Consider the following 22660-nt stretch of genomic DNA (forward strand, 5'->3'; position numbering starts at 1 on the left):
AGCGGGGACGGTCCGTCAGCGATCGGTCGATCGAGCGGCGTAGTAGAGGGGGAGAGCGAGGATCAGAAAGACCGACCCCATCGCGACGATGCCGATCCAGACCGTCGACAGCCAGCGTTCGGGAAACACCCCGGCGATCTCGAGGACCCAGAGGAGACTGTAGACGCCTGCGACGAGGACGATCGCGAGGTACGCCCGCAGGAGCCAGCCGACGACGCGATATAGCGTCGTCTTCGTGACCGACGGCGGGAGCGACTCCTCGAAGCGGCCGATCATCCCCTCACCGTCGGATCGGCGACGTGCGATTCCATCGAAACGATATCGGAGATGATGGTTCCATTCGCTTGAATCTTTGTGCCGGCTCGAGGCGTCCCGATCGCCCGTCGACGAGCGGGCGGAGCGGCGACGACGGCGAGCACTACCCTTATCGGGGAGGCCGTTCCAGAGCCGCGTATGCGTGTTACCTTTCTCGGAACGGGCAGCGCGATGCCCACGGGCGAACGCTATCAGGCGGGAATCCTCGTTCAGGACGACGGGCGAACGCTGCTGGTCGACTGCGGTGCCGGCGCGCTGCAGCGGCTCCAGCAATCGGGCGTCGGCTACGAGAACGTCTCGACCGTCCTCCTCACCCACCACCACCTCGACCACGTCTCCGACCTGTTGCCGCTGATGAAGGCCCGCTGGCTCGCCGGGGAGGAGCACCTCGAGATCGTCGGCCCGCAGGGGACCAAGGCGCTGGTCGACGACCTGCTCGGGGTCTACGAGTACATGCGTGACAAACTCGAGCTCCAGGTTCGGGAGGTCGTCGCCGGCGAGTTTTCCGTGGCGGGGTTCGACGTCTCGGCCTACGAGACGCGTCACTCGGTGCCGTGTCTGGCCTACCGGTTCGACGACCGCTTCACGTTCAGCGGCGACAGCGAGGCCTTCGCCGGGCTCGCGAACTTCGCGGAGGGGTCGGCGATCCTCGCTCACGACTGTTCGTTCCCCGACGACGTGGACGTCTCGAACCACCCGACGCCGGAGTCCCTCGGGCGAGAGCTGGCGGGCCGGGAGATCGGCCGCGTCTACCTGACTCACCTCTATCCCCACACCGAGGGTCGCCACGACGAGATGCTCGAGTCGATCGCCACCCGCTACGACGGGGACGTCCGATTCGCCGAGGATCTCACGACGGTTTCCATCGAGTGACCGAGAACTGACCGCCCACGGACCTCGGTGTGAGTTATCGTCGACAAACGGACGACGGAACGGTGGAAGCCAGTTCGAGACCGGGTACCGGTCGTCTCCACCGCCCTGAAAATCGGTGAGACGGAGCGGGCAGACATATCCGCGGCCGTGAAATTGTTGTTAGTATTCGACTAACAACAGGTATATGTTCCCACGTTTACGAGAAGAGTACAACGAATGCATTCGACGATCAGACCGGTGGACGGTGATCGACGGTGAGCCTTCCAGAGCGCATCGCGGACGTGGTCACGACGCACTCGGCGATCGTCCTCGTCGCACTCCTGTTGACGACGGCGGTGGTCGGCGCGGGAGCGCCGATGGTCGACGACGAGTCGTCCCTCGACCAGTACGAGAGCGACTCGCCCGAAGGGGACGCCCTCGAGTACGCACAGGAGAACTTCTCGTCCGACGACCGAGAGAACACGACGACGGTACAGGTGATCGTCAGGGGCGACGACGTCCTCGCGAAGGAGTCGTTGCGCTCCTCGCTCGAGTTCCAGCAGACGATCCGCGAGAACGAGTCGATAAACGCGACGCTGGTCGACGAGGAGCCGATCGTCGGCGTCGAGAACCTCGTGGCGACGACCGCGATCCGCGAAGAGCAGGCCGACGAACTCGCCGACCGCGGGGCCGAACTCGAGGCCCGCAGCGCTGAGCTCAACGAGACCGCGGCCGCCCTCGAGTCGTCGCTGAACGAAACTGTCGCGCTCGAGACGGAGTACAGCGAGCTCAACGCCTCCTACGAGGCCGGCGAGGTCTCCGAGGAGGAGTACGAGCAGCGTTCGGCCGAACTCGAGGCCGAGTTCGACCGCGTCTCCGAGAACGCCACGGCCGAACTGGACGACGAACAGGCGGCCCGATTCGCCGACGCGATGACGAACGCGCGGGGGATTCAGTCCGAAATCGTCGCCCTCGAGCGATCGTACGCGGCCGGTGAGATCTCCGAGGAGGAATACGAGTCCCGCTCCGAGGAGCTCGAGGGACAACTCGAGGACGTCTACGTACAGGGGACGGAAGGCGTTCTCGAGGAGGAGTTCGCGCAACTCGAGGCCGACAGCGAACGGCTCGCGGAGGACCGCGAAGAACTCGAGTCGGCCGGGCAGCCGCCCCTCGACGAACAGATCGACGCGCTCGAGTCGATGAACGAGTCGGAGTACGAGGAGACGCTCACGAGCGTGCTCTCGGAAGACGGCGGTCAGGGCGGTGCCATGGCACTGCGCCTGATGCCGACGTCCTACGATCCGGGCACGACGGAGGCCGATGCGCGGATGCTGTTCGTCGTCCAGTCGACCGAGAACGGCGATTTCCAGGGCCCGGGATCGGTCGACGAGACGATCAGCGAGAGCCAACTCGAGTTGCGGGACCTCGCGGACGCGAACGACCAGGAAATGGTCGTCTTCGGCTCGGGTATCATCACCGACGAGATCGACCGCTCGATGAGCGACAGTCTGGCGATCGTCTCGCCGCTCGCCCTGCTGTTCGTCGTCGTCGCGCTATTGATCGCCTACCGCGACCCGCTCGACATCGGTCTCGGCATCGCCGGGATTTTCGCGGTGCTGCTCTGGACGTTCGGCTTCATGGGCTGGGCGGGAATCTCCTTCAACCAGATGTTCGTCGCCATCCCGGTGCTCCTGATCGGGCTCTCGATCGACTACGCGATCCACGTCTTCATGCGCCACCGGGAGCAACGCGAGGCGGGCGTCTCGGACGCCGGGAGCGGATCGGGGGCTCGCGGGGACGTGCCGACGGACGTGCGCGGTTCCATGTCCGTCGCACTGGCGGGCGTCGGCGTCGCGCTCGTCTGGGTGACGGCGACCACCGTCATCGGCTTCCTCTCGAACCTCGTCAGCCCGATCGCTCCGATCCGGGACTTCGGTATCGTGAGCGCGTTCGGCATCCTCGCCGCGATGATCGTCTTCGGCGCGATGATTCCCGCGGCGAAAGTCGAACTCGACGCGCGACTCGAGGACCGCGGGATCGACCGCCACAAGCGAGCGTTCGGGACCGGTGGCGGCCGACTCGCCGACGCGCTCTCGGTCGGCGCGATCATCGCCCGGAAGGCGCCGCTCGTCCTCCTCCTCGTCACGCTCGTCGTGACCGCAGGGGGCGTCTACGGCGCGACCCAGGTCGACACCAGCTTCGATCAGAACGACTTCATCGCGGACAGCCCGCCGGCCTGGACGAACGACCTCCCCGAGCCGTTCGAGCCCGGCGAGTACAGCGCGAAGTCCGACCTCGAGTACGTCAACCAGAACTTCCAGCGCCAGGACTCGCAGGCCCAACTGCTCGTCAGGGGTGCGGTGAGCGACGACGAGACGCTCGATCGGGTGGCCGCTGCGCAGGACGACGCCGCGAACAGCTCCGTCGCCTTCGAGCTGGCGAGCGGCGAGGCCGACGTCCGCAGTCCGCTGTCGGTGATGGAAGACGTCGCTGCCGAAAACGAGTCGTTCAACGAATCGTTCCACGCTGCGGACACCGACGGCGACGGGGTTCCCGACGAGAACGTCGAATCGCTGTACGACGACCTCTACGAGACCGACTCCGAAGCCGCGAGCGACGTGCTCTACCGCAGCGACGGCGAGTACGAGGCCGCCCGACTGGTCGTGTCGATCGAGGGCGACGCCTCGAGCAGCGAGACGACCGAGGGAATGCGCGAGATCGCCGCTGACTTCGCCGACGGCGACGACCGCTGGTCCGTGATCGCGACCGGCGATCCGATCGTCAGCTACGTCGTCGAACAGGACCTGCTGGACACGGTCCTCGAGAGCCTGCTGATAACGCTCGTGGCCTGTCTCGCCTTCCTGACGATCGCCTACTGGCTGACCGGAAACAGCGCGACGCTGGGTATCGTGACCCTGCTCCCGGTCGCGCTCGCGGTCAGCTGGATCCTCGGGACGATGTACCTGATCGGGATGCCGTTCAACGTCCTCACGGGGATGATCACCAGCCTGACCATCGGGCTCGGCGTCGCCTACAGCATCCACGTCAGCGCCCGCTACACGCTCGAGCTCGAGCGGCAGGGCTCCGTCTGGGACGCGATGGAGACGACGGTCACGGGGACCGGCGGCGCGTTGCTCGGCAGCGCGGCGACCACCGTCGGCGGGTTCGGCGTCCTCGCGTTCGCGATCTTGCCCGTGCTCGAGCAGTTCGGGATCATCACCGCGCTGACGATCGTCTACGCGTTCCTCGCGAGCGTGCTGGTCTTGCCGACCCTGCTCGTGCTCTGGACGCGGTACTTCGGCCCGGACGTGCCCTTCGAGTCGCCCTCGCCCGCGAGCCCGCAACCCGCGAGCGACGGCGGCCACCGCGAGGACGGAGGTGACGACGAGTGAGTGCCGACGAAGCCGACGCCCTCGAGGCCTTCGAGCGGCTCGGGCTCACGAGTTACGAGGCGAAGGTGTTCATCGGCCTCCACCGCATCGGGTCCGGGACCGCCCGGGACGTGGCCCGAGTCGTCGACGTCCCGCGCTCGCAGGTCTACGGCGTCGCCGAGAGCCTCGGCGAGCGGGGGCTGCTCGAGGTCCAGCAGTCGAACCCGATCCGCTACCGGCCCGTGAGCGTCGACGAGGCCCGGGAAATCCTCCGCGATCGGTTCGAGGCGGAGCAAGAGCGGGCGTTCGAGTACGTCGAGGACGTCGTCGAGGAACCCACCGTCGAGGAGGAACTGGAGGATATCTGGACGGTTCGCGGGAGCGGCCGCGTCGAGGACCGCATCGTCGACCTCGTCGCCAACGCGGAGGACCGCGTCGTCTTCGTCGTCCGGTTGCCGGAACTACTCACCGAAGAGATCGGCGCAGCGCTCGAGGAACGGGCCGCGTCGGGCGTCGACGCGTTCGCCGTCAGCAGCACAGTACCGGTCCGCGACCGGCTCGAGCAACTCGCGGACGTCGCCGTGTTCTCGCCGCCGACGCACCGGCGGGACGACGAGCGCTCGGGCCGCATCGTCATCGCGGACGACGACGCGATCCTGCTCTCCGTCGTCGACGACGACGGGAGCGAGACCGCGATCTGGAGCGCCGGATCGCTGTTCGCTTCGGTCCTGATTCAGTTGATCGAGGCGGGCGAGGAGACGCCGTTCGGATCGGCGTAGGGTCGCTGCGGACGGTTGTGCTGGGGGCGGTCACTCGAGGCGATAGCGCAACAGCGCCGCGATCCCGCCGAGGTTCGACAGCTGCTGGCCGGGCGGGAACTCGCTCGAGAAGACCGTCACGTCGCCGCCCTTCTGCTCCGTCGTGCGGACGATCTCGTCGACGCTGACGGCCCACTCCCCGTCCGGGCCGCGTTCCTTCTGCAAGCGATCGTCGAGCACGAGCAGGCGCTCGATCGCGCCGAACTCGGCGGCCTTCTTCACCTGTTCGGGGCCGTACGCCGCCTTCGCGCCCTCCGCGATCCGCCGGGTGAGGTCGTCGATGTACTCGGCCTCGCTCTCGATGCGGGTCTCCTCCTGAACGTCCGCGACGGCCCCGCGCTTGAGCACCTCGTGGACGCCGCGGTCGCCGACGGCCGCCGTGTCGACCATCGTGATCTGCTCGGCGACCTCGGGCTCGTTGTTCTCGAGGTGCTTGTAGGCGTCCTGCTTCGTGAAGCCGGGGCCGGCGAGGATGATCGCATCGACGTCGAGCCGTTTGAGGACCGTCGCGAGCTCTTCGAACAGCTCCGAGCGCCCGCGGGCGTACTCGCCTTTGCCGGTCGTGCCGGTGATCGTCGCCCGCTCCTCGGTGCCGTACTGGGCGACGGTGTGGACGTGGGCCTGTCCCTCCTCGACGGTCGCGATCGCGACGTCCGGGTTCTCCGTGGCCTCTTCGGCTTCCTCGAGGCGGGCCGTCTGATCGGGCTTGAACCGCTTCTCGATCGAGATCTCCTCGCGTTCCTCCACGTTGAGCGTGTGGTGAAACCCGAGCTGGTCCTCGCGCGAGCAGGCGACGATCTCGCCGCCGACTCGCAGCCGATTGGCGAACTTGTGGAACTCGATGTCGTCGACGGCGATGGCGACCCACATGGGCTCGCGCTCGCCGCCCGTGTCCCGCATCTGGTCGTCGTTGCGCTGGATGCGCCGTGTCGTATCGCCCGCGACGCGGTCGCCGGGCTCGAGGACGTACTGCAGGTGCCAGAGGTCGTCGACGCTCTCGGGGACGACAGTGACCCGTTCGCGCCCGCCCTCGACCTGCTCCCGGTCTTTGATCTGCATGGGCGGTCGTTCGCGGGGTGGCGGTAAGTGGACTGCGATCGGTACATGTCGCGGGGATCGAGATTCGCGACCTTTGTCAACAATCATCATAGTTAGGGACTGAGGGTATGACCGCTGCGAACCTCCGTACGAGTATGAACCTCGGATACATCTCCCAGTTCGAAGACTTCGGCACGCGGTCGCTCGCGACCCACGCTATCATGGCGCTGACGTTTGCCGGTGCGGTCGTGACGGGACTGTTCGTCGGCGGCGATATCGGCCTCGTCTCCTTCGTCGCGTTCCTCAACTTCACCGCCGGCGTCTGGGTCGCTCAGTCGATCCACTCTCTCGGGAACGCACGGACCGACGACTCGTACAACGGAATCCTGTCCGTATTGTCGGATACGACCGGCGAGAAGGAGTTCCACGGGCTCGATACCGGGCGACTCGCCCGACTGCTCACGCTGATCGCGGCCGTCACGGCGGTCTCGCTGCTGGTCTCCGGACAGGTCCTCTCGGGCGCGGTGGCTTCGATCGGTGCCGTCGCGATCGGTGCCGTCGCCCTCGTGACCGCGATGGTCGGCTTCCTGATCGCGATGGGATCGGCGTACGATGCGTCCGAACGCCGGACCGATCGTCGCGTCGAAGGCGACGGCGCCCGCATCGAACGGGATCAGCCCGACCGACCGACGACCGAGTTCGACGACGCTTCCGACATCCGCATCTCGATTCACGAGATGCACATGGACGACTCGCCAGCCAAACATCGGTAGCGACGCCTCTCGGAATCCGGTTCGCTCTTTACTCGAGCTGTCGTCGCCCGAATCCTCGGCCGTCGTCAGGAGAGTTCCGCAGTGACGTCGGTCGAGGAGATCATCCCGACGTAGTCGTCCTTCTCGACGACCGGCAGGTGGCCGATGCCGAGACCGGTCATCATCGCGGCGATCTCTTCGAGGTAGAGGTCCGGCGGCACGGTCTCGACGGACTCCGTCATCACCTCGCTGACCTGCACGTCGGTCGGGTCACGGCCCTCGGCGGCCACATCCACGAGGTCGGTGCTGGTGATGATCGACGGTGGATCCGTCGTCACGACTAGCGCGGTGATCTCCTCGTCGCGCATCACCGTCGCGGCCTCCTGAATCGTCGCCGTCTTCGAAACTGTCTCCAGCGGCGTCGACATCACGTCCTCGACGCGGGTGCTGTTTGGTGACATACGCACTGATACAGCGACGACCACCATGGGTTTTGCCCTCTCTCTGCCGTCCGAAACGGCGGGCGGACCGTCGTCGATCCGGCGTCAGTCTCGGAGACCTTCGATCTTCTCCTTCGCTTTCTCGAGGCCGGACTCGAACGTGTCTTCGATCTCCTCGACTGAACGTTCGACGTAGTGGACGCGCTGGCGGGGGACTCGGCGGACGACGTCGTTCCCGTCGTCGTCGGTACCGTACGCGAACAGCCAGTGGTCCTGAAAGTAAGCGATCCGGTCGTTGTCGACGGTGACTCGCTCGACGTCTTCCTCCGGCGTCCGGTAAACGACGGTCGCAGTGCCCAGTTCCGGCTCGGTCTCCGTGTCTGTATCGATATCTACCATGGACGGGTCGTCCACCGTCGCGCGTGTAGTCGTGGGCCCGGTAGTCGCAGCCTTCGCTCGAGACCCGAGCCGAGAAACGGCGTCCCGGAGAAACGAGTGCTACCGTCCGTCACCCGGACTCGGAGCCGCGCCGCGAATCGGGTCGGTCCTCCGCGTCGGCGTCGCGATCGCCCTCGTCGTCGGTCGGCGTCGGCTCGGCGCTCTCCGCCTGATACGGTTGCGTTCCGGGACCGAACGTCAGGAATACGACGACACCGATTATGAGCACGATCGCGACGACGAGGACCATGCCGATGACGTCCGTCGCGTCGATTCCGCCGCCGAGGACGGCGGGGTGGAGTGTCTCGAGTGGGAGGGACATCGTCTCCCCTAGTCAGGGCGTACCGATCAGTGTTGGGCCGTCAATAGCGGGGGTCAGTCGGATCCCCGGCGGGCGAGTCGCGATGACTCGCGACGGTCGAACCGGTCTCCCGTCCGATCAGTCGTCTTTGATCCGGCTACCGCCCGGCGGCATGAAGTGTTGGATCCTGTCGGGGCTGGCGATCTTGCGGACGAACGTCTCGTCTTCGAACCGCTCGCGGAACTCGCGGTAGAGCCGCTTGGCCGTGTCCGCCTGCGCGTACTGTCCCGGCTCGAGTTCGATCGTGGTCACCGCTCGGCCCTCGATCGCCGACGGCGGGCCGCCGATGACTCGCGTGTACGGTTCACACTGGATTCCGACCGCCGCACCGACCGCCGTATCCCGGTAGTACGTTCGGTCGCCCCGAATCGCGAACCCGCCTTTCTCGAGGTACTCGCCGCTCTCTGGGGTCTTCGAGACCTGATCGGAGTCGACGGCGTAGACGTCGCCCGCGTAGCGGCCGTCCTTCCAGATCGACGAGTAAGAGACCGCGAACTGGGCGGCCTCCTCGAGGCTCGACTCGGGGAGTTCGATGTCGCTCGAGGACGCCTCGCTGGGATCGGTCGCTTTCAGCACAGTGACGGGGCCGCCGTGGGCCTGCGTGTGGAGCACCATATCGCCGGGCTCGAGATATTTCTTGACGAGTTCCTCGTTCTGGTCGGCGCTTCGCCCGCCGATCACGAGGAAGTCGTCGCTGGTCTCGAACCAGCGGAATCGGTCGAACCAGGGCTCGTTTTCGCGGATCGGGATAGATGGCTGGGAGAGCCAGTCGCGCGGGGCGGACTCCTCCTCCTCCGACTCGTCTTTCTCCGCCTCCCCGCTCTCGTCGGCCTCCCACTCGTCGCGGCGGCGCTTGGCGTCCTCGAGGTCCTCGCGCGTGTTCTCGATCGCCGCCAGCGCGCCCTCCTTCTTCTCCTCGACCCGCTTGGCCTCGGTGTAGAGCCGATCGGCGTTCTGCTCGACGCCCTGCCGAGCGACGAGATCGATCCGTTCGCCGTCGATCTCGACGGTGACCGTTCCGTCGCTGCCGTCGACACCGACGACGGCTTCGGCGGCGTCGATGCCCCGGTCGGCACCTTCCTCGAACCGGTCTCGGATCTCGTCCCAGGACCGGTCCTGCTCCCGGGCCTCCCGGACCGTCGAGAGGATGTCGTCGACCAGCCCGTACTTCGCGTACAGCAGTTCGGCCTGCTCGCGGAGGGACTCGGCCTCCTGTTCGAACCCCTCGATCGCCCCCTGCTGTTGTTCGATGATCCGCTCGTGTTTGGCGATCTCCGACTCGAAGTCCGGCCGCTGATCGGTCGGGTCCGGCTCCTCCTCGTCGGCGAGCTCGAGCCGGAAGAAGTAGTCGTCCAGCGCCGACAGGAACGAGTCGTAGGGTTCACCGTCGAAATCGGCGTGTTCCTCGAGCGGGAACGGCGTCACGTCGACGACCTGCCCGCCGCTCGCGTCGTCGTCCTCGTCGGACTCGTCGTCGCCCTCGAGGTAGAGCCGCGGGTCGAAGTTTCCGTTCCGCAGGTCGAGCGCCAGCCGTTCGATCGCCTCGTAGAGCCGATCGTAGACGGCCTCGTCCGCGTCGTCGATGTCCATGCCCTTCTCGACCCCGGCGCGGGTACACAGCTCCTCGGCGTAGAGCCCCCCGAAGTTCAGTTGCGTGGCGAGCGTTCGAACCACGTCCGTATCGGAGTCCTCCATCTCGTGATCGAACGCCTCGCGGGAGATCGTCAGCGGGTTCGTCCGGGTGTCGGGGAACTCGTAGCGCGAGCCCGGAACGACGGTCCGCGATTTCAGGCGCACGGTCTCGAGGCAGTCGATCACCTCGTACTCGCCGTCGGTGACCGCGACGTTGCCCTGGCCGAACAGCTCGACGATGATCCGGGTCGTCCCGTCGTCGCGCTCGAAGACGAACTCGAGGATGCGGTCGAACTCGTACTGTTCGACGCCGGCGAAATCGGCTCCGGACAACCGGTTCCGGAGCATCATCGCGAACTGCGGCGGGCGGCCCGGCGCGTCGGGGACTCGCTCGGGCGCGACCGTGTGTGCCCGCTTGACCTCGCCGACCTCGAGAATGAGTTCCATCCGGCCCCGATCGAAGTCCCGCATCTTGAGGCGGACGAGATCGTCGCCGTAGAGGTAGGCCTTGTCGACCTTCGCCCCCTCGTAGGCACCGAACTCCCCGACGAGGGCGGCGAGGTCGACGCTCGTAAGCTCCCGCTTTGGATCCATACTCACACTGCCCGGTCCGGTCAAAAAGACGTGTCGCTCCGACGGCGGGGCCGGGTCGACGGTCGTACTCGCGTTCGAGGTCGACTCCCGGGAGCGTAGCCGAGGTCGGAAAACCTAATCCCCACCGGCACGCAGTGTCCGACATGGACGACGATATCGGTGGCGCTACCTGCGATTCGACCGGGTCGATATCGCACGACGGAGACGCGTGCCGAGCACGCGTACCACGAGGAGGGACGGCCGTATGAGCGCGGACGACGAACAACCGTGGGAGAACGTCTCCCAGTTCCCGGACTTCCTCGATCACCTCCACAACCAGGGCGGCGCAACCGTCAGCGGAATCATCGATCGGATCGACGCGGACGTCGACATGGACGGGGTCGTCTACCACGACCGCGGGATCCGATCGCCGGGCTACGACGCGACCTTCGTCCCGGAGCCGGAAGGGTCGCGCATGCGCCCCGCGTTCAGCGTCGAGCTCCACACGATCGGCCCGCGCAGCGTCTGGGCCGTGTTCGACGCGACGCTCTCGTGGGACTTCTACCTCCTCGAGGCCGACGACATCGCGGCGATCGCCTGGGTGAGCGACGAGGAGTACAACGCCGAGGAAGCGGGGATGTTCCTGTCGAAACACGAGGCCCTCGCCGCGGGCCGGTTCTCCTTTGGCACTTTCATCTACGCCGGCGACGAGTGGCAGGAACAGCGCGATCTCATTGACGGAACCGACACGCCGGCGTTCCTCCAGCGCGACGACGGCAGCACGCTCGTGCCGACCAGCCAGTCCGATTTCTACAACGTCGTCAACGCGACCCCGGAGGACTTCCGAACGAACGGCGGCGGTGCCCCCGCTCATCTCGGACTCCTCGAGCTCGAAGTGACGATCGAGTAGGAACCCGCTCTCGGTTCGCTCGGGTCGGCGCAGCCAGAATCGTTTTCGGTCAGTGGTATCGGCTTCGAAGTGGACGCGATCGCCAGATTCGGGTCACTCGGTCGGTCCGGAATCGAGCGGTCGCTGCTCGTCGCCCTTGCAGACCGAACCGACGTATCCGGGTCCATCCCCGAGCGAGTCCGAGCCGCCGCCGTCGCTCGTTCTATCGACTACTGAACGCGGCCAGTCGACGGCAACTGTCCCCCGAGTCGGTCAGCGTCGACGTCCGGAGTGACCGATCCGAGAGCGAGTCCGTCCGATGCCGACGATCATAAAGGGGGTCCGGGTAGTGAGCGTACCGAACCGTCGCTCCAGGGGATCGAGCGAACGGGCGGGTGGAATCGGTACGCTCGGACGAGGGGCGATCAGAGTACCGCTGTCGAAGTGGGGTGCTGACAGCGGTGCCGACGGATGTCGGCATTAGCTATTACCATTTCGGCCCTTATGAATTTTTCGAACAGTGTCAGTTCGATAATAACGAGGGCCAGCCGTCGGATTCGAATGAGCGCGGAGACCGGCGATCGGTCGACCGCCAGCAGCGATGGAACCAACGATGCGAGGGGCCGTTCGATGAGATCCTACAGGCGTTTGCTGACGTACGGCCCGTCCTGATGGTAGCCGAGCTTGTTCCGATAGTACTCGCGAGCGCCGATGCCGGAGATCACGCTCACTTTGTCGTAGCCGGCGTCGGCGGCGAGCTCCTCGGCCCGATCCATCAGCCGGCGACCGTACCCCTGATGCTGGTGCTGGTCGGTTGCTCCCTCGTCACCCATCGCGACCTCCGAGCCGTAGACGTGGAGTTCCCGGACCAGCGCCGTGTTCTCGAGTTCGGGCCGAACCGGGTCGTTCGGGAACCGGAGCCGACAGAAGCCGACGAGGAGGTCCTTCTCGAAGTCTTCGAACGAAATGAAGTGCTCGGTGCCGCCGCAGGCGTCGTACGTCATCACGTCGAGTTCGACGTTCTCCGCGGTCTCCTCCTGCATCCCGGCCTCCCGACAGCGGATGCACTCACACTCCCAGCCGTGCTCGTCCATGCGCTTGCGAGCGAGCTGCCGGAGGTTCGACTTCCAGACGCCTGCGTCGATGAAGTCCGCGGGAATGTCTCGCTGGACGCGCTGGAGTCGGGTGTAGCGGGGGATCATGTCCTTGATCTCCGCGATCAAGTCCGCCGCCTCGTCGTTCGAGAGGGGGTCGTACTCGTCTTTGTGCCACCAGTCGTAGGTCGCAGTGCCCCGCACCACGAGCGTCGGGTAGATCTTCAGGTAGTCGGGCTTCCACTGTTCTTCCTCGAAGAGCCGCCGGAAGTCCTCGAGACACATCTCCTTGCTCATCCCGGGCTGGCCCGGCATCATGTGGAAGCCGACCTTGAACGCCGAGTCCCGCAGTCGCTGGTTGGCATCGATCGACTCCTGGACGCCGTGGCCGCGGTGCATGTCGCGGTTGATCCGCTCGTAGGTCGTCTGGACGCCGACCTCGACTTTCGTCCCGCCGAGGTCGAGCATCCGATCGATCTGTTCGGGATCGCACCAGTCCGGCTTCGTCTCGAACGTCGTCCCGATGTTTCGGATGTCCGCGGTCTCGTTCTCCGCGATGACGTCCTCGAGGTACTTCCACTCGTACTCCGCGGGGTCCTCGGCGAAGCTGACGCCCTGGGCCGGCTCGGGCTCCTTGTCGACGTCGTAGTCGTTCATCGCCTCGAGCGCCCGCTTGACGAACCACTCCTGGTAGTCGTGGCTGCGGGCGGTCATCGTTCCGCCCATCAAGATCAGTTCGACCTTGTCGACGGGGTGGCCGATCTGGCGCAGCTGCTCGAGCCGGAGGGTCACCTGCCCGTAGGGGTCGTAGTCGTTCTGGACGCCGCGAGCGGCGGCGGGCTCCTCGCCCGTGTAGCTCTGTGACGACGAGAACTCGGAGTCCGGACCGCCGGGACAGTAGAGACACTTGCCGTGGGGACACCGCTCGGGCGAGGTCATGATCGCGACCGGCGAGACGCCCGACGCCGTCCGAACCGGCTTGCGCTGGAGTACGGGTTCCAGGTCCTCCCGGTACTCTTCCGGCGCGTAGTCCAGCAACTCGGAGTTCTTCGGTACCTTCGGTGCCGAGTGTTCCGAACAGGCCTCGAGTTTGGCTTTCTCGACCTCGTCGCGTTCGACCTCGCCGGCGAGGATTCGCTCGACGAGCGTCTCACAGACCCGTTCGAACGCTTCGGTCTCGGTCGGTTCTGGCGTCTCGGTACTCACTACACGTGAATCGTCGCCGTTCGCGAATAAGCGTGTCGGACTCGTCGATCAGGTTTCCAAACGAGACCTAGGTCATCGTTTCGCCCTCGAGTCCGGCTGCGAACTCGCGGAGTTCGCGATTGAACCGTTCCGGCTCCTCCCAGAACGGGGAGTGACCCACTTCCGGGTAGAACGACGTCTCCGCGGTCCCGATCAACTCCGCGTGCTCCTCTGCGGCGGCGGGGAGGACGATCGTGTCCGCCTCGCCATGGGTGATGAGAACCGGCTTCTCGATCGCGCGGAGGTCCTCGTCGTGTGTGAGTGTCCGGGAGTGGAGACCCTCTCTGACGTGCGGCGGAACCACGGCGTTGTATCCGAGCATGAAATACCGGTCCTCGGGAAGCAGTTCCCCGTGGACGCAGCGCTCCACGAACGTCTCGAGCGCGTTCACGCTCTCTTCGGCGTCCGTCGACTCGAAGCCGGGGATCAGTTCGACGAACTCCTCCCCGATGACGGCCATCGCGTCGTCGGTTCCGTTTTTCGAAATCGCACCGACCAGGTTGATACCGGCAATCTGCTCGTCGCCGTACTTCTCGAGGTAATCGGAAATGATCAACCCACCGTACGACCAGCCGACGAGCACTGGCCGGTCCAGTTCCAGCGTCTCGATCACCCGCTGTACGTCGTCAGCCCACAGTTCCGACTCGGCGTACGCGCTTTCCGGTTTCTCCGACTGGCCGTGACCGCGATTGTCCATCGCCACGAGCCGGAAGTCGTCCGCGAGAGTCGACTCGAGCTGTTTCGTCCACGATCTCCGAGACTGAGTATAGCCGTGGATGAACAGAATGGGGCGGCCGTCTGCGTTTCCACGTTCCTCGACGTGGAGTTCGATCCCTCCGCCACCGGTAACAGTATGTTCCTTCATAACTCACTCCATGGTATCTTATTGCACGATATAACTCTAGGGCCGAGTTGACGGTCACTGTGCCGTTACTCTCGATCGTGGCGGAAACACTGTCACCGCTTGAGACGCGACGCGTTCCGGTCACCGCTCACTGAGAGCACAGCGAGAGCCGAAACCCTCGCTTCTCGATGTACGTGGCGGTGTTCCGAAAGGTAATCTCTTAAGGGACGTCTCGCCCTATCCTCCGCGTACCGAATGTCCCCCGACCTGGCGATCGTCGTCGCCGCGGTCGCGTTGCCCTTCGTCGTCGCAGCACTCACGCCGGTGCTGTTCCGCGTGCTCGGCGAAGGAACGGGATTCGCCGGGACCGCGGTCGCACTGACGTCGTTCGGGCTTCTTGCGACTCAGTACGGACGAGAGGGGGCCGTCGCCCTGCCGTGGGTCCCGTCCCGAAACATCGCACTCCAGTTCTACGTGGACGGCTGGGCCTTGCTGTTCGCGCTGTTGGCCTGCGGGATCGGCGCACTCATATTCTCCTATTCGCCCGCGTACATGCACGGTGAGTCCGGTCTCGTCAGGTACTACGCGGCGTTGCTCGCCTTCATGGGATCGATCGTCGGGGTCGCACTCGCCGCCGATCTGATCGCTATTTTCCTCTTCTGGGAACTCACCAGCCTCGCGTCGTTCGTCCTGATCGGCTACTACACCGCCGACGACTCCTCGCAGTACGCCGCCCGGATGGCCATGTTCATCACCGTCGGCGGCGGTCTCTTCCTGCTCGTCGGCCTCCTCTTGCTCTCCGTCGTCGCCGGCGACGTTCTCGGTCCCGGCGCGGCGTTCGATCTCGCCGCGATGCTCGAGAACCCCGACGAGATGCAGGGGGCCCTGCGCGATCGCGGGCTGTTCCTGCCGGTGCTCGGACTGCTCGCCATCGGAGCCGGAACCAAGTCCGCACAGGTCCCGTTGCACTTCTGGCTGCCCAACGCGATGGCCGCGCCGACGCCGGTCTCCGCATTCCTCCACTCCGCGACCATGGTCAAGGTCGGCGTCTACTTCGTCGGACGGACCCGACCGTTGCTCGTCAGCGCGGAGTGGCTGTTCCTCTTCGCGTCGCTCGGACTGACGACGATGACGGTCTGTGCGATTCTGGCCGTCGCGTCGACGGACATCAAGGAACTGCTCGCCTACTCGACGGCGAGTCACCTCGGACTGATGATCGCCGGCTTCGGTTTCACTTCCGTGTACGGCGCTGAAGCGGGCGTCTTCCATCTCCTCAATCACGCCCTGTTCAAGGCCGCGCTATTCCTCGTCGCCGGCATCGTCGCCCACGAAGCCGGCACCCGCGAAATCGACGAACTAGGCGGCCTGCGACGCGATCTCCCGATCACGGCGGCGATCACGACGGTCGTCGCGCTCAGCATGGCCGGCATCCCGCCGTTCAACGGGTTCTACTCGAAGGAGTTGCTCTTCGAGGCCGCCGTCGAGGCGAGCCACCACCACGATATCGGGATCCTGGGCTGGCTCTACCCCGCAGTCGCCGTCTTCGGGAGCATCTTCACCGTGTTGTACTCGCTGAAATTCCTCTCGCTGTTCTTCGGCGAGCGACCCGAGGGGCTCGATCACGTCCACCGGCCGCCGGTTTCGCTGCTCGTCCCGCCGGCCGTCCTCGCCCTGCTCGCCGCGTTCGTCAGCGTCGACCCCCAGCGAGCCGTCGACCTCATCGTCCAGTCCGGCCTCGAGGCGACGGCGGTCGATCCCCACGAGATGCACGTCGGCATCCCGACCTCGTACTCGCCCGCGCTGGGAATGAGCGCCGTCACGATCGGGGTCGGCCTCCTCGCGTATCCGACCTACGGACGGCTCCACGACGGGATCCGTGCGATCCCGCGAACGGTCCCGCAGGTCGGCGCGAACTGGTGGTACGATACCGTCGTCGACGGCCTCAGCGACGAGGGCCGCCGGTTCGCCGAGACGGTCCACAACGGCATGCTCCGGACGTACGCGACGTGGACGCTGGGTGCGACCTGTGCGCTCGCGCTCGCCGGCTTCGTCGCGGCCGGTGCGATCGAGCCGACCGCGCTCGGGATCAAGGCCACGGTTCCGATCGCGCTCGTCTTGCTCGTCGCGGTGATCGGCGCGGTCGCCGTCGTCACGTCCGATTCACACATCGCGGGCGTCCTCACGCTCTCTATCCTCGGGTTTATGGTCGCCATCTTCTACATCCTCGCGAGCGCGCCCGACCTCGCGCTCACCCAGCTCGTCGTCGAGACGCTCGTCCTCCTCATTTTCCTGCTCGTGATCGAGGAGATCCCCGAATACTACGAGGTCGGGATCGGACGGGTCGCCCGCGATGCCGTCCTCTCGGTCGCCGTCGGTGCGACCGCGTTCGTGACGGTGCTGGTCACCACCGACGCTCGCCCCGACGGCCCGACGGAGATCGCCCGCGGATACGCCGAGCAGGCGGTCCCCCGGGGTGGCGGAACCAATATCGTCAACGTCACCCTCGTCGACTTCCGCGGGTTCGACACGCTGGGCGAACTCGCCGTCGTCGCGCTCGCCGCGATCTCGATCCTGACGCTGATCGTCATGCGCGGTCGCGACGAGGGACGGATCGGTCCGAGGGGAGAGGACCGTCCCGACGATCCAGCCGGGGCCCGCAGCGACGGCGACCCGTCCGGGGGTGACGACGAATGACGACGGTTATCATGCGCACGACCGCGCGAGCGATCGTTCCGATCATCCTGGTCGTCGCCATCTCGCTGTTCTTCGAGGGGCACAACCTGCCCGGTGGCGGGTTCATCGGCGGCGTCCTCACGGTGACGGCCTTCGCGATCATCTACATGGCCTTCGGACTCGACTTCCTCGAGCGGGGCATCCTCGGCCGCGACGTCGACCCCGGGAAGGGGCCGTCGCGGGACCGAGTCGTCGTCGCGTACCGCCGCCTCTTCGCGTACGGGTTCGCGATCGCGGTCGGCAGCGGCCTCGTACCGCTGCTGTTCGGCCGGCCGTTCCTCACGCAGACCTACGAATCGCTCGAGGGAGTCCCGATCTACGGCTACCTCGGGATCGCCAGCGCGCTGGTGTTCGACTTCGGGGTCTACTGCGTCGTCGTCGGTGGCCTGCTCACGATCCTCTCGGTGGTGGGTGCCGAATGACGGGGGTCGTGCTCGCGGCCGCGATCGGTGCGCTGTTCGCCCTCGGGACCTTCCTGCTCCTGCGGCGGGACCTGATCCGGGTCGTCTGGGGGCTGGCGATCATCAGCCAGGCCGCGAACGTCTACCTGCTGACGATGGGCGGGATCGCGCCGGCGACCGCCGACTCGGTCCCGGTGTTGGCCGGCCGCGGCGAACACGTGCCGGTGACGGCGGACCCGCTGGTGCAGGCGCTGGTGTTGACCGCCATCGTCATCGGCTTCGGGATGACCGCCTTCGCGCTCGTGCTGTCGTATCGGGTCTACGAGGAACACGACACGCTCGACGTCACGGAACTGGGTGATCGCGAATGACCGCGGTGACGACGAGACTACTGCTGGGAACCGACCGACGACGGCCGCCGGCGGACGCGACGGGTGATCGGCGATGACGGCGACGCCCGGCGGGATGGAATCCCAACTCGTGATCGCGCCGATGGTGGTCGTCCTCGTGACGGCGGTCGGCTCGTTGCTACTGAGTCGGCGGCCGCGGGCTCGAGCGGCCGTGAGCATCGCCGGCGGTGCGGCCTACGCGATCGCAGTCGGGGCGATCGACTGGTATATCGTCCTCGCGCCGGACGCGCCGGGGATCGCGACCTACCAGGTCGGTGACTGGCCAGCACCCTTCGGCATCACGCTGGTCGCCGACGGGCTATCGGCGTTCATGCTGACGATGGTCGCGGTCCTCGGGGTCGCGTCGCTGGTCTTCTCGACCAGACACCTGCCCGGCGGCGGGGGGCGCAGTTACTACTTTCCGCTCTTTCACTTCCTCGCGCTGGGCGTCACCGGCGCCTTCCTCACCGGCGACCTCTTCAACCTCTTCGTCTGGTTCGAGGTGATGCTGATGGCCAGTTACGTCTTCGTCGCCTACAGCGGCGGTCCCCAGCACACTCGGGCCGCGTTCTGGTACGTCGCGCTCAACCTGCTCGCCAGCGCCATCTTCCTGCTCGGCGTCGGCGGGATCTACGCGACGACGGGGACGCTGAACATGGCCGATCTCGCCCTGCGGCTCGCCGATCCGGCGGCCTACGGACTCGATCCGGTCCCGGTCGTGGGCCTCCTCGGATTGCTCCTATCCGTGTTCGCCATCAAGGCCGGCCTCGTCCCCTTCCAGTTCTGGATTCCGACCGCCTATCGGGCCGCTCCACCACAGATCACCGCGTTGCTCGCAGGTGCGACGAAAAAGGTCGGGATCTACGCCATCATTCGACTCTCCTTTACGGTCTTCGCCGGTGCGGAGGTCGCCGTCGACTTCCCGATCCCGCTACTGGGGCTGTCGATCGCGGGCGATTCGCCGCTCCCGTTCGTCGGCGCGGCGCTGTTCCTCATGGCCGGTGCCAGCATCCTCGTCGGCGGTATCGGGGCCGTCGGCCGCGACTCCATGGAGGGCGTCTTCGCCTACTCGAGCATCGGACAGGTCGGCTTCATCGCGATCCCGGTCGCGATCGCCGCGACGACGATCGATCCGGGGCTGCGGGAACTTGCCATCGTCGCTGCGCTGGTGTACGCCCTCAACCACACGCTGGCGAAGGGGCTGCTCTTCCTCGCGGTCGGCGCGGTCCGATCCGCGACGGGGACGAGCCGCTTCGCCGATCTCGGGGGGATAGCGAGCCGATCGCCCCCGCTGGCGATCGCGGTGTTCGTCGGCTCGCTCGCACTCGTCGGGATCCCGCCGCTGTCGGGCTTCTTCGGCAAGTTCCTCGTCTTCGAGGCCGCGGCGAAGGCGCGGGCGGGATCCGTGCTCGTCCTCCTGCTCGTCGGCTCGCTGTTGACGATCGCCTACGCGACCCGCACGTGGAATCGGAGCTTCTGGGGGGCGCAAACGGACGCCGTGGAGACGTCGACGGTCGATTCCGTGCAGGTGGCCGTGCTCGTCCTCCTCGCGGCGACGATCGTCGCCGTCGGCGTCGGCTTCGAACCGGTCTACGCCTTCGCGGAAGCCGCGGCCGAAGCCGCCCTCGACACTGAGGGATACGTCGACGCGGTCGATCCCATCGATGCGAGCGAACTGGACGACTCGACCGGAGGTGACCACTGATGCGAGTTCGGACCTGGCCGGTCGCCGGCGTGGTCTTCGCGGTCCTGTGGGTGTTCGTCGTCGGACAGTCCCTCACTCCCTCGTCGCTCGTGGGTGGCTTCCTCGCCGGACTGATCGTCGGCCTCCCGGTCGCGTACGTCTTCCGGCGGCTGTACGGCAAGTACCTCGATCTCGGTCGCGGACTCCGCGTCCTCCCGTACGCCGGGCTCTATCTGGGCGCGTTCACGCGGGAACTCCTCCGAGCCAACGTCGACGTCGCCTACCGGGTGCTCTCGCCGGGCATGCCGATCGAGCCCGAAGTGATCCTGGTGCCGCTCCGCGTCGAGTCCGATATCGCGATCACCGTCATCGCGAACAGCATCACGATCACGCCCGGCACGGTGACGCTGGACTACGACGACGAGACCAACGCCCTGTACGTCCACGGCGTCAACGGCGAGGACCCCGAGGCGATCGCCGAGCCCATCCGCACCTGGGAGGACTACGCCCTCGAGCTGTTCGACGAGGACGCCTCGCCCTCGGATCCGCCGCCGGCGATCGTCGTCTCCGGCGGGGAAAGAGACAGGACCCCGGACGGACAAAGCGGGGGTGACGGCGATGACTGACGCGACTCCGGCCGTCCTCGAGACGGCGATCCGCGGTGCCCTCGTCCTCGTCAGCGGGCTCTGCGTCCTCTGTGGCTACCGCGTGATCCGGGGACCGACGAATCCGGACCGCGTGGTCGCGCTGGACGCCATCGCGACCAACGTCGTCGCGATCGCCGTCCTGTTCGCGCTCCTGACCGGGCGCGGGCTCTTCATCACCGTGAGCCTCGTGCTCGCGATCATCGGCTTCATCGCGACGGTCGCCGTCGCCAAGTTCGTCACCGACGGCGAGGTGATCGAATGATCCACACCGTCGTCGTGATCGCGCTGGTCATCGTGGGCGTCTTCTTCCTGACCGTCGGCACGATCGGCCTGCTCCGCCTGCCGAACGTCTACAACCGGATGCACGCCACGAGCAAGCCCACGACGCTGGGCACCGCCGCGATCTTCGTGGCCGGCTTCGTCCGGTTCGGCCCGGGCAGCGAGGGGTTGACCGCACTCGTCGGGATCGTCTTCCTCTTCCTGACGGTCCCGACCGGCTCCCACATGATCGCCCGCGCCGCCGAGAGAATCGGCGTCCCCTTCCTCGGTAGCGTCACCTGGCCCGACGCCTCGGCGGTCGAGCGACCCGACCGCGCCGAGCAGGCGGAGGAAGCCGAGACGGACGACGACTGAGATCGAGTCTCGCGGGTGCTCGAGACTGGTTCCACGATCCCGGTATCGAGAGTCTGTGAGAGACCGTCCCGCTCACTGCGGGAGGGGAGTGACCATTCAGACGAACGAAACTATTTCACCGCTGTGAAAAGTATTCATAGACGATGAAAGAGGTTCTGCACCGGCTCGAGCGACCGTTACTGTATCTGATGGGGCCGGCCTACGTCGTCGCAGGCGCGTTGCACTTCGTCGTGCCGGAGTTGTACGTCCAGATCGTCCCACCGATCTTGCCGGCAGCGCTCGCACTCGTCTACCTGTCCGGGCTCGCCGAAATGGCCGTCGGGGTCGGGCTATTGATTCCCCGAACGCGACGGCGCGCAGCGTGGGCGACGGTCGCGTTACTCGTCGCGATTTTTCCGGCAAACGTCTACATGGCGACCCATGGGGTCGTCATCGAGGGGGCGCCGGGCGGTGGCGACCCCTCCGACCTCGTTCGCTGGGGACGACTGCCACTTCAGGGCGTGTTGATCCTCTGGGCGCTCTGGTATACCCGACCACCGACCGATACGGATCGCCGGTAACACTGCCGGAAAGCGACCCTCTTCAGGCGGTTCGTAACCCAGCACCGGCGAGAATCGTTCGGCGGTCCACAGCAGGCTATACTGGGCAGAACATACCATTACGATTGTATTTCAGCAGTATCGTATAGGATCGACCGGTCAGAATCTCTCTTCGTACCGAGTCGTACCTGACTCCCAAACGGAACCAACGGACGTTTTCACCGTTCGTACTCGAGGTCCCGATCACGATCCCGATCGCCGCGATCGCGTTCTCGAGCCCACCGTTCGGCGTCCTCGAGCGTCTCCGTGTCCAGTAGCCGCTCGAGTTTGCGTTCGAACTGGTCGTCGGTCAGTTCGCCCGCCGCGTAGCGCTCGCGAAGGGTCTCGAGCGCGTCGCGCGTGTCGGGGTCCCCGGCGGTCGTCGTTTCGGACTCGGGTTCGTCCGTACTCGTGTAGTCGTCGGCCCACTCGTCGCCGTCTATCTCGTCGTCGAACAGGATCGCGGCTAACGGCACGACGACGATGTACCCGACGAGCAACGCTGCGAGCCACCACTCCTGCCCCGTGAACATGGCACCGAGCCAGACCGCCGTCACGAGCAGCGACACGACGCCGCTGGCGTTCTCGCGGAGGCGGGTCCACGGCGTGTCGGCACTGCGTTCGCGACCGTCCCCCTCGATCGCATCCATACTGCACCCTTCACCACGGTATCGGAAATACGTTACCGGTCCGAGGTGTTCGCGGCTCGAGACCGCGCTCTCAGTGGACCGCTCAGTGACGGACGGCGTTCGGTACAGACAAGCTGCGCATTGCTATCGATTGATCAATCGACACGCGGTGGCGCACGCCGTCGGACGACCGAACGATAGTGAGGGCGGCCGGCAAAGCCGTGCGAGGGATGAGCGAGTGACCGACGGGAACGAGCGAATCGGCTGGGGAGGGCGTGGCGATTCCGTGTTGCCAGAATGGCAG

General features: G+C 66.2%; 22 protein-coding genes. 13 read left to right on the plus strand and 9 right to left on the minus strand.

What is annotated here, in order from left to right; translation table 11 throughout:
• Positions 1-15 precede the first annotated feature (15 nt).
• Positions 16-276 (minus strand): hypothetical protein, encoded by a 261-nt coding sequence (locus tag NDI89_RS14555; protein ID WP_277522345.1) that lies wholly within the window; start codon positions 274-276, stop codon positions 16-18.
• 177 nt (positions 277-453) lie between these two features.
• On the opposite strand from NDI89_RS14555, the gene NDI89_RS14560 reads away from it, so the two are divergent.
• The 3 genes from NDI89_RS14560 to NDI89_RS14570 all read left to right on the plus strand — a co-directional run bounded on the left by NDI89_RS14560 (position 454) and on the right by NDI89_RS14570 (position 5317).
• On the plus strand, positions 454-1188 hold the full coding sequence (locus NDI89_RS14560; RefSeq protein ID WP_277522346.1) for an MBL fold metallo-hydrolase: 735 nt from the start codon (positions 454-456) through the stop codon (positions 1186-1188).
• Positions 1189-1442: 254 nt separating this feature from the next.
• A complete protein-coding gene (locus tag NDI89_RS14565; RefSeq protein WP_277522349.1) occupies positions 1443-4559 on the plus strand; it encodes an MMPL family transporter in 3117 nt (1038 codons plus the stop codon).
• Positions 4556-5317, plus strand: a complete 762-nt coding sequence (locus NDI89_RS14570) for a TrmB family transcriptional regulator (protein ID WP_277522350.1) — start codon at positions 4556-4558, stop codon at positions 5315-5317. The genes NDI89_RS14565 and NDI89_RS14570 overlap by 4 nt, the downstream gene beginning before the upstream one ends.
• A gap of 30 nt (positions 5318-5347) precedes the next feature.
• On the opposite strand, the gene NDI89_RS14575 is transcribed toward NDI89_RS14570, so the two are convergent.
• Complete coding sequence (locus NDI89_RS14575) at positions 5348-6415, minus strand: mRNA surveillance protein pelota (RefSeq protein ID WP_277522352.1); 1068 nt, start codon at positions 6413-6415, stop codon at positions 5348-5350.
• Between the two features lie 134 nt (positions 6416-6549).
• Between NDI89_RS14575 and NDI89_RS14580 the strand changes: the two genes are divergently transcribed.
• Positions 6550-7167 carry a hypothetical protein gene (locus tag NDI89_RS14580; protein ID WP_277522353.1) on the plus strand — a complete coding sequence of 206 codons (618 nt, stop codon included), beginning with the start codon at positions 6550-6552 and terminating at the stop codon, positions 7165-7167.
• Between the two features lie 65 nt (positions 7168-7232).
• On the opposite strand, the gene NDI89_RS14585 is transcribed toward NDI89_RS14580, so the two are convergent.
• From NDI89_RS14585 to rqcH, 4 genes are all read right to left on the minus strand, one after another.
• Complete coding sequence (locus NDI89_RS14585; protein ID WP_277522964.1) at positions 7233-7574, minus strand: CBS domain-containing protein; 342 nt, start codon at positions 7572-7574, stop codon at positions 7233-7235.
• A 117-nt stretch (positions 7575-7691) separates the two neighbouring features.
• Complete coding sequence (locus NDI89_RS14590) at positions 7692-7985, minus strand: hypothetical protein (protein WP_277522354.1); 294 nt, start codon at positions 7983-7985, stop codon at positions 7692-7694.
• 109 nt (positions 7986-8094) lie between these two features.
• Positions 8095-8346 carry a hypothetical protein gene (locus tag NDI89_RS14595; protein WP_277522355.1) on the minus strand — a complete coding sequence of 84 codons (252 nt, stop codon included), beginning with the start codon at positions 8344-8346 and terminating at the stop codon, positions 8095-8097.
• A 117-nt stretch (positions 8347-8463) separates the two neighbouring features.
• Positions 8464-10611: a ribosome rescue protein RqcH gene (gene rqcH / locus NDI89_RS14600; protein WP_277522356.1), complete on the minus strand. Its 2148-nt coding sequence runs from the start codon at positions 10609-10611 to the stop codon at positions 8464-8466.
• 244 nt (positions 10612-10855) lie between these two features.
• Between rqcH and NDI89_RS14605 the strand changes: the two genes are divergently transcribed.
• On the plus strand, positions 10856-11500 hold the full coding sequence (locus tag NDI89_RS14605) for a hypothetical protein (RefSeq protein ID WP_277522357.1): 645 nt from the start codon (positions 10856-10858) through the stop codon (positions 11498-11500).
• Positions 11501-12117: 617 nt separating this feature from the next.
• On the opposite strand, the gene NDI89_RS14610 is transcribed toward NDI89_RS14605, so the two are convergent.
• Positions 12118-13779: a tRNA uridine(34) 5-carboxymethylaminomethyl modification radical SAM/GNAT enzyme Elp3 gene (locus tag NDI89_RS14610; RefSeq protein WP_277522359.1), complete on the minus strand. Its 1662-nt coding sequence runs from the start codon at positions 13777-13779 to the stop codon at positions 12118-12120.
• Between the two features lie 67 nt (positions 13780-13846).
• On the minus strand, positions 13847-14683 hold the full coding sequence (locus NDI89_RS14615) for an alpha/beta fold hydrolase (protein WP_277522361.1): 837 nt from the start codon (positions 14681-14683) through the stop codon (positions 13847-13849).
• Between the two features lie 234 nt (positions 14684-14917).
• Between NDI89_RS14615 and mbhE the strand changes: the two genes are divergently transcribed.
• From mbhE to NDI89_RS14655, 8 genes are all read left to right on the plus strand, one after another.
• Complete coding sequence (mbhE, locus tag NDI89_RS14620; RefSeq protein WP_277522363.1) at positions 14918-17356, plus strand: hydrogen gas-evolving membrane-bound hydrogenase subunit E; 2439 nt, start codon at positions 14918-14920, stop codon at positions 17354-17356.
• Positions 17353-17817: an MnhB domain-containing protein gene (locus tag NDI89_RS14625; RefSeq protein ID WP_277522365.1), complete on the plus strand. Its 465-nt coding sequence runs from the start codon at positions 17353-17355 to the stop codon at positions 17815-17817. The genes mbhE and NDI89_RS14625 overlap by 4 nt, the downstream gene beginning before the upstream one ends.
• Positions 17814-18167: a sodium:proton antiporter gene (locus NDI89_RS14630; RefSeq protein ID WP_277522367.1), complete on the plus strand. Its 354-nt coding sequence runs from the start codon at positions 17814-17816 to the stop codon at positions 18165-18167. Before NDI89_RS14625 ends, NDI89_RS14630 begins: the two co-directional genes overlap by 4 nt.
• Positions 18168-18240: 73 nt before the next feature.
• On the plus strand, positions 18241-19890 hold the full coding sequence (locus tag NDI89_RS14635) for a complex I subunit 5 family protein (protein WP_277522368.1): 1650 nt from the start codon (positions 18241-18243) through the stop codon (positions 19888-19890).
• Entirely contained in the window at positions 19890-20495 is a 606-nt protein-coding gene (locus tag NDI89_RS14640) for a Na+/H+ antiporter subunit E (protein WP_277522369.1), read from the plus strand. Before NDI89_RS14635 ends, NDI89_RS14640 begins: the two co-directional genes overlap by 1 nt.
• Entirely contained in the window at positions 20488-20778 is a 291-nt protein-coding gene (locus NDI89_RS14645) for an MrpF/PhaF family protein (RefSeq protein WP_277522371.1), read from the plus strand. The genes NDI89_RS14640 and NDI89_RS14645 overlap by 8 nt, the downstream gene beginning before the upstream one ends.
• Positions 20775-21149 carry a monovalent cation/H(+) antiporter subunit G gene (gene mnhG / locus NDI89_RS14650; RefSeq protein ID WP_277522372.1) on the plus strand — a complete coding sequence of 125 codons (375 nt, stop codon included), beginning with the start codon at positions 20775-20777 and terminating at the stop codon, positions 21147-21149. Before NDI89_RS14645 ends, mnhG begins: the two co-directional genes overlap by 4 nt.
• Positions 21150-21292: 143 nt before the next feature.
• Entirely contained in the window at positions 21293-21709 is a 417-nt protein-coding gene (locus tag NDI89_RS14655; RefSeq protein ID WP_277522374.1) for a DoxX family protein, read from the plus strand.
• A 197-nt stretch (positions 21710-21906) separates the two neighbouring features.
• On the opposite strand, the gene NDI89_RS14660 is transcribed toward NDI89_RS14655, so the two are convergent.
• On the minus strand, positions 21907-22377 hold the full coding sequence (locus NDI89_RS14660) for an SHOCT domain-containing protein (protein WP_277522376.1): 471 nt from the start codon (positions 22375-22377) through the stop codon (positions 21907-21909).
• Positions 22378-22660: the final 283 nt, after the last annotated feature.

This window comes from Natrinema salsiterrestre, from assembly GCF_029502005.1.
Classification (GTDB): Archaea; Halobacteriota; Halobacteria; order Halobacteriales; family Natrialbaceae; genus Natrinema; species Natrinema salsiterrestre.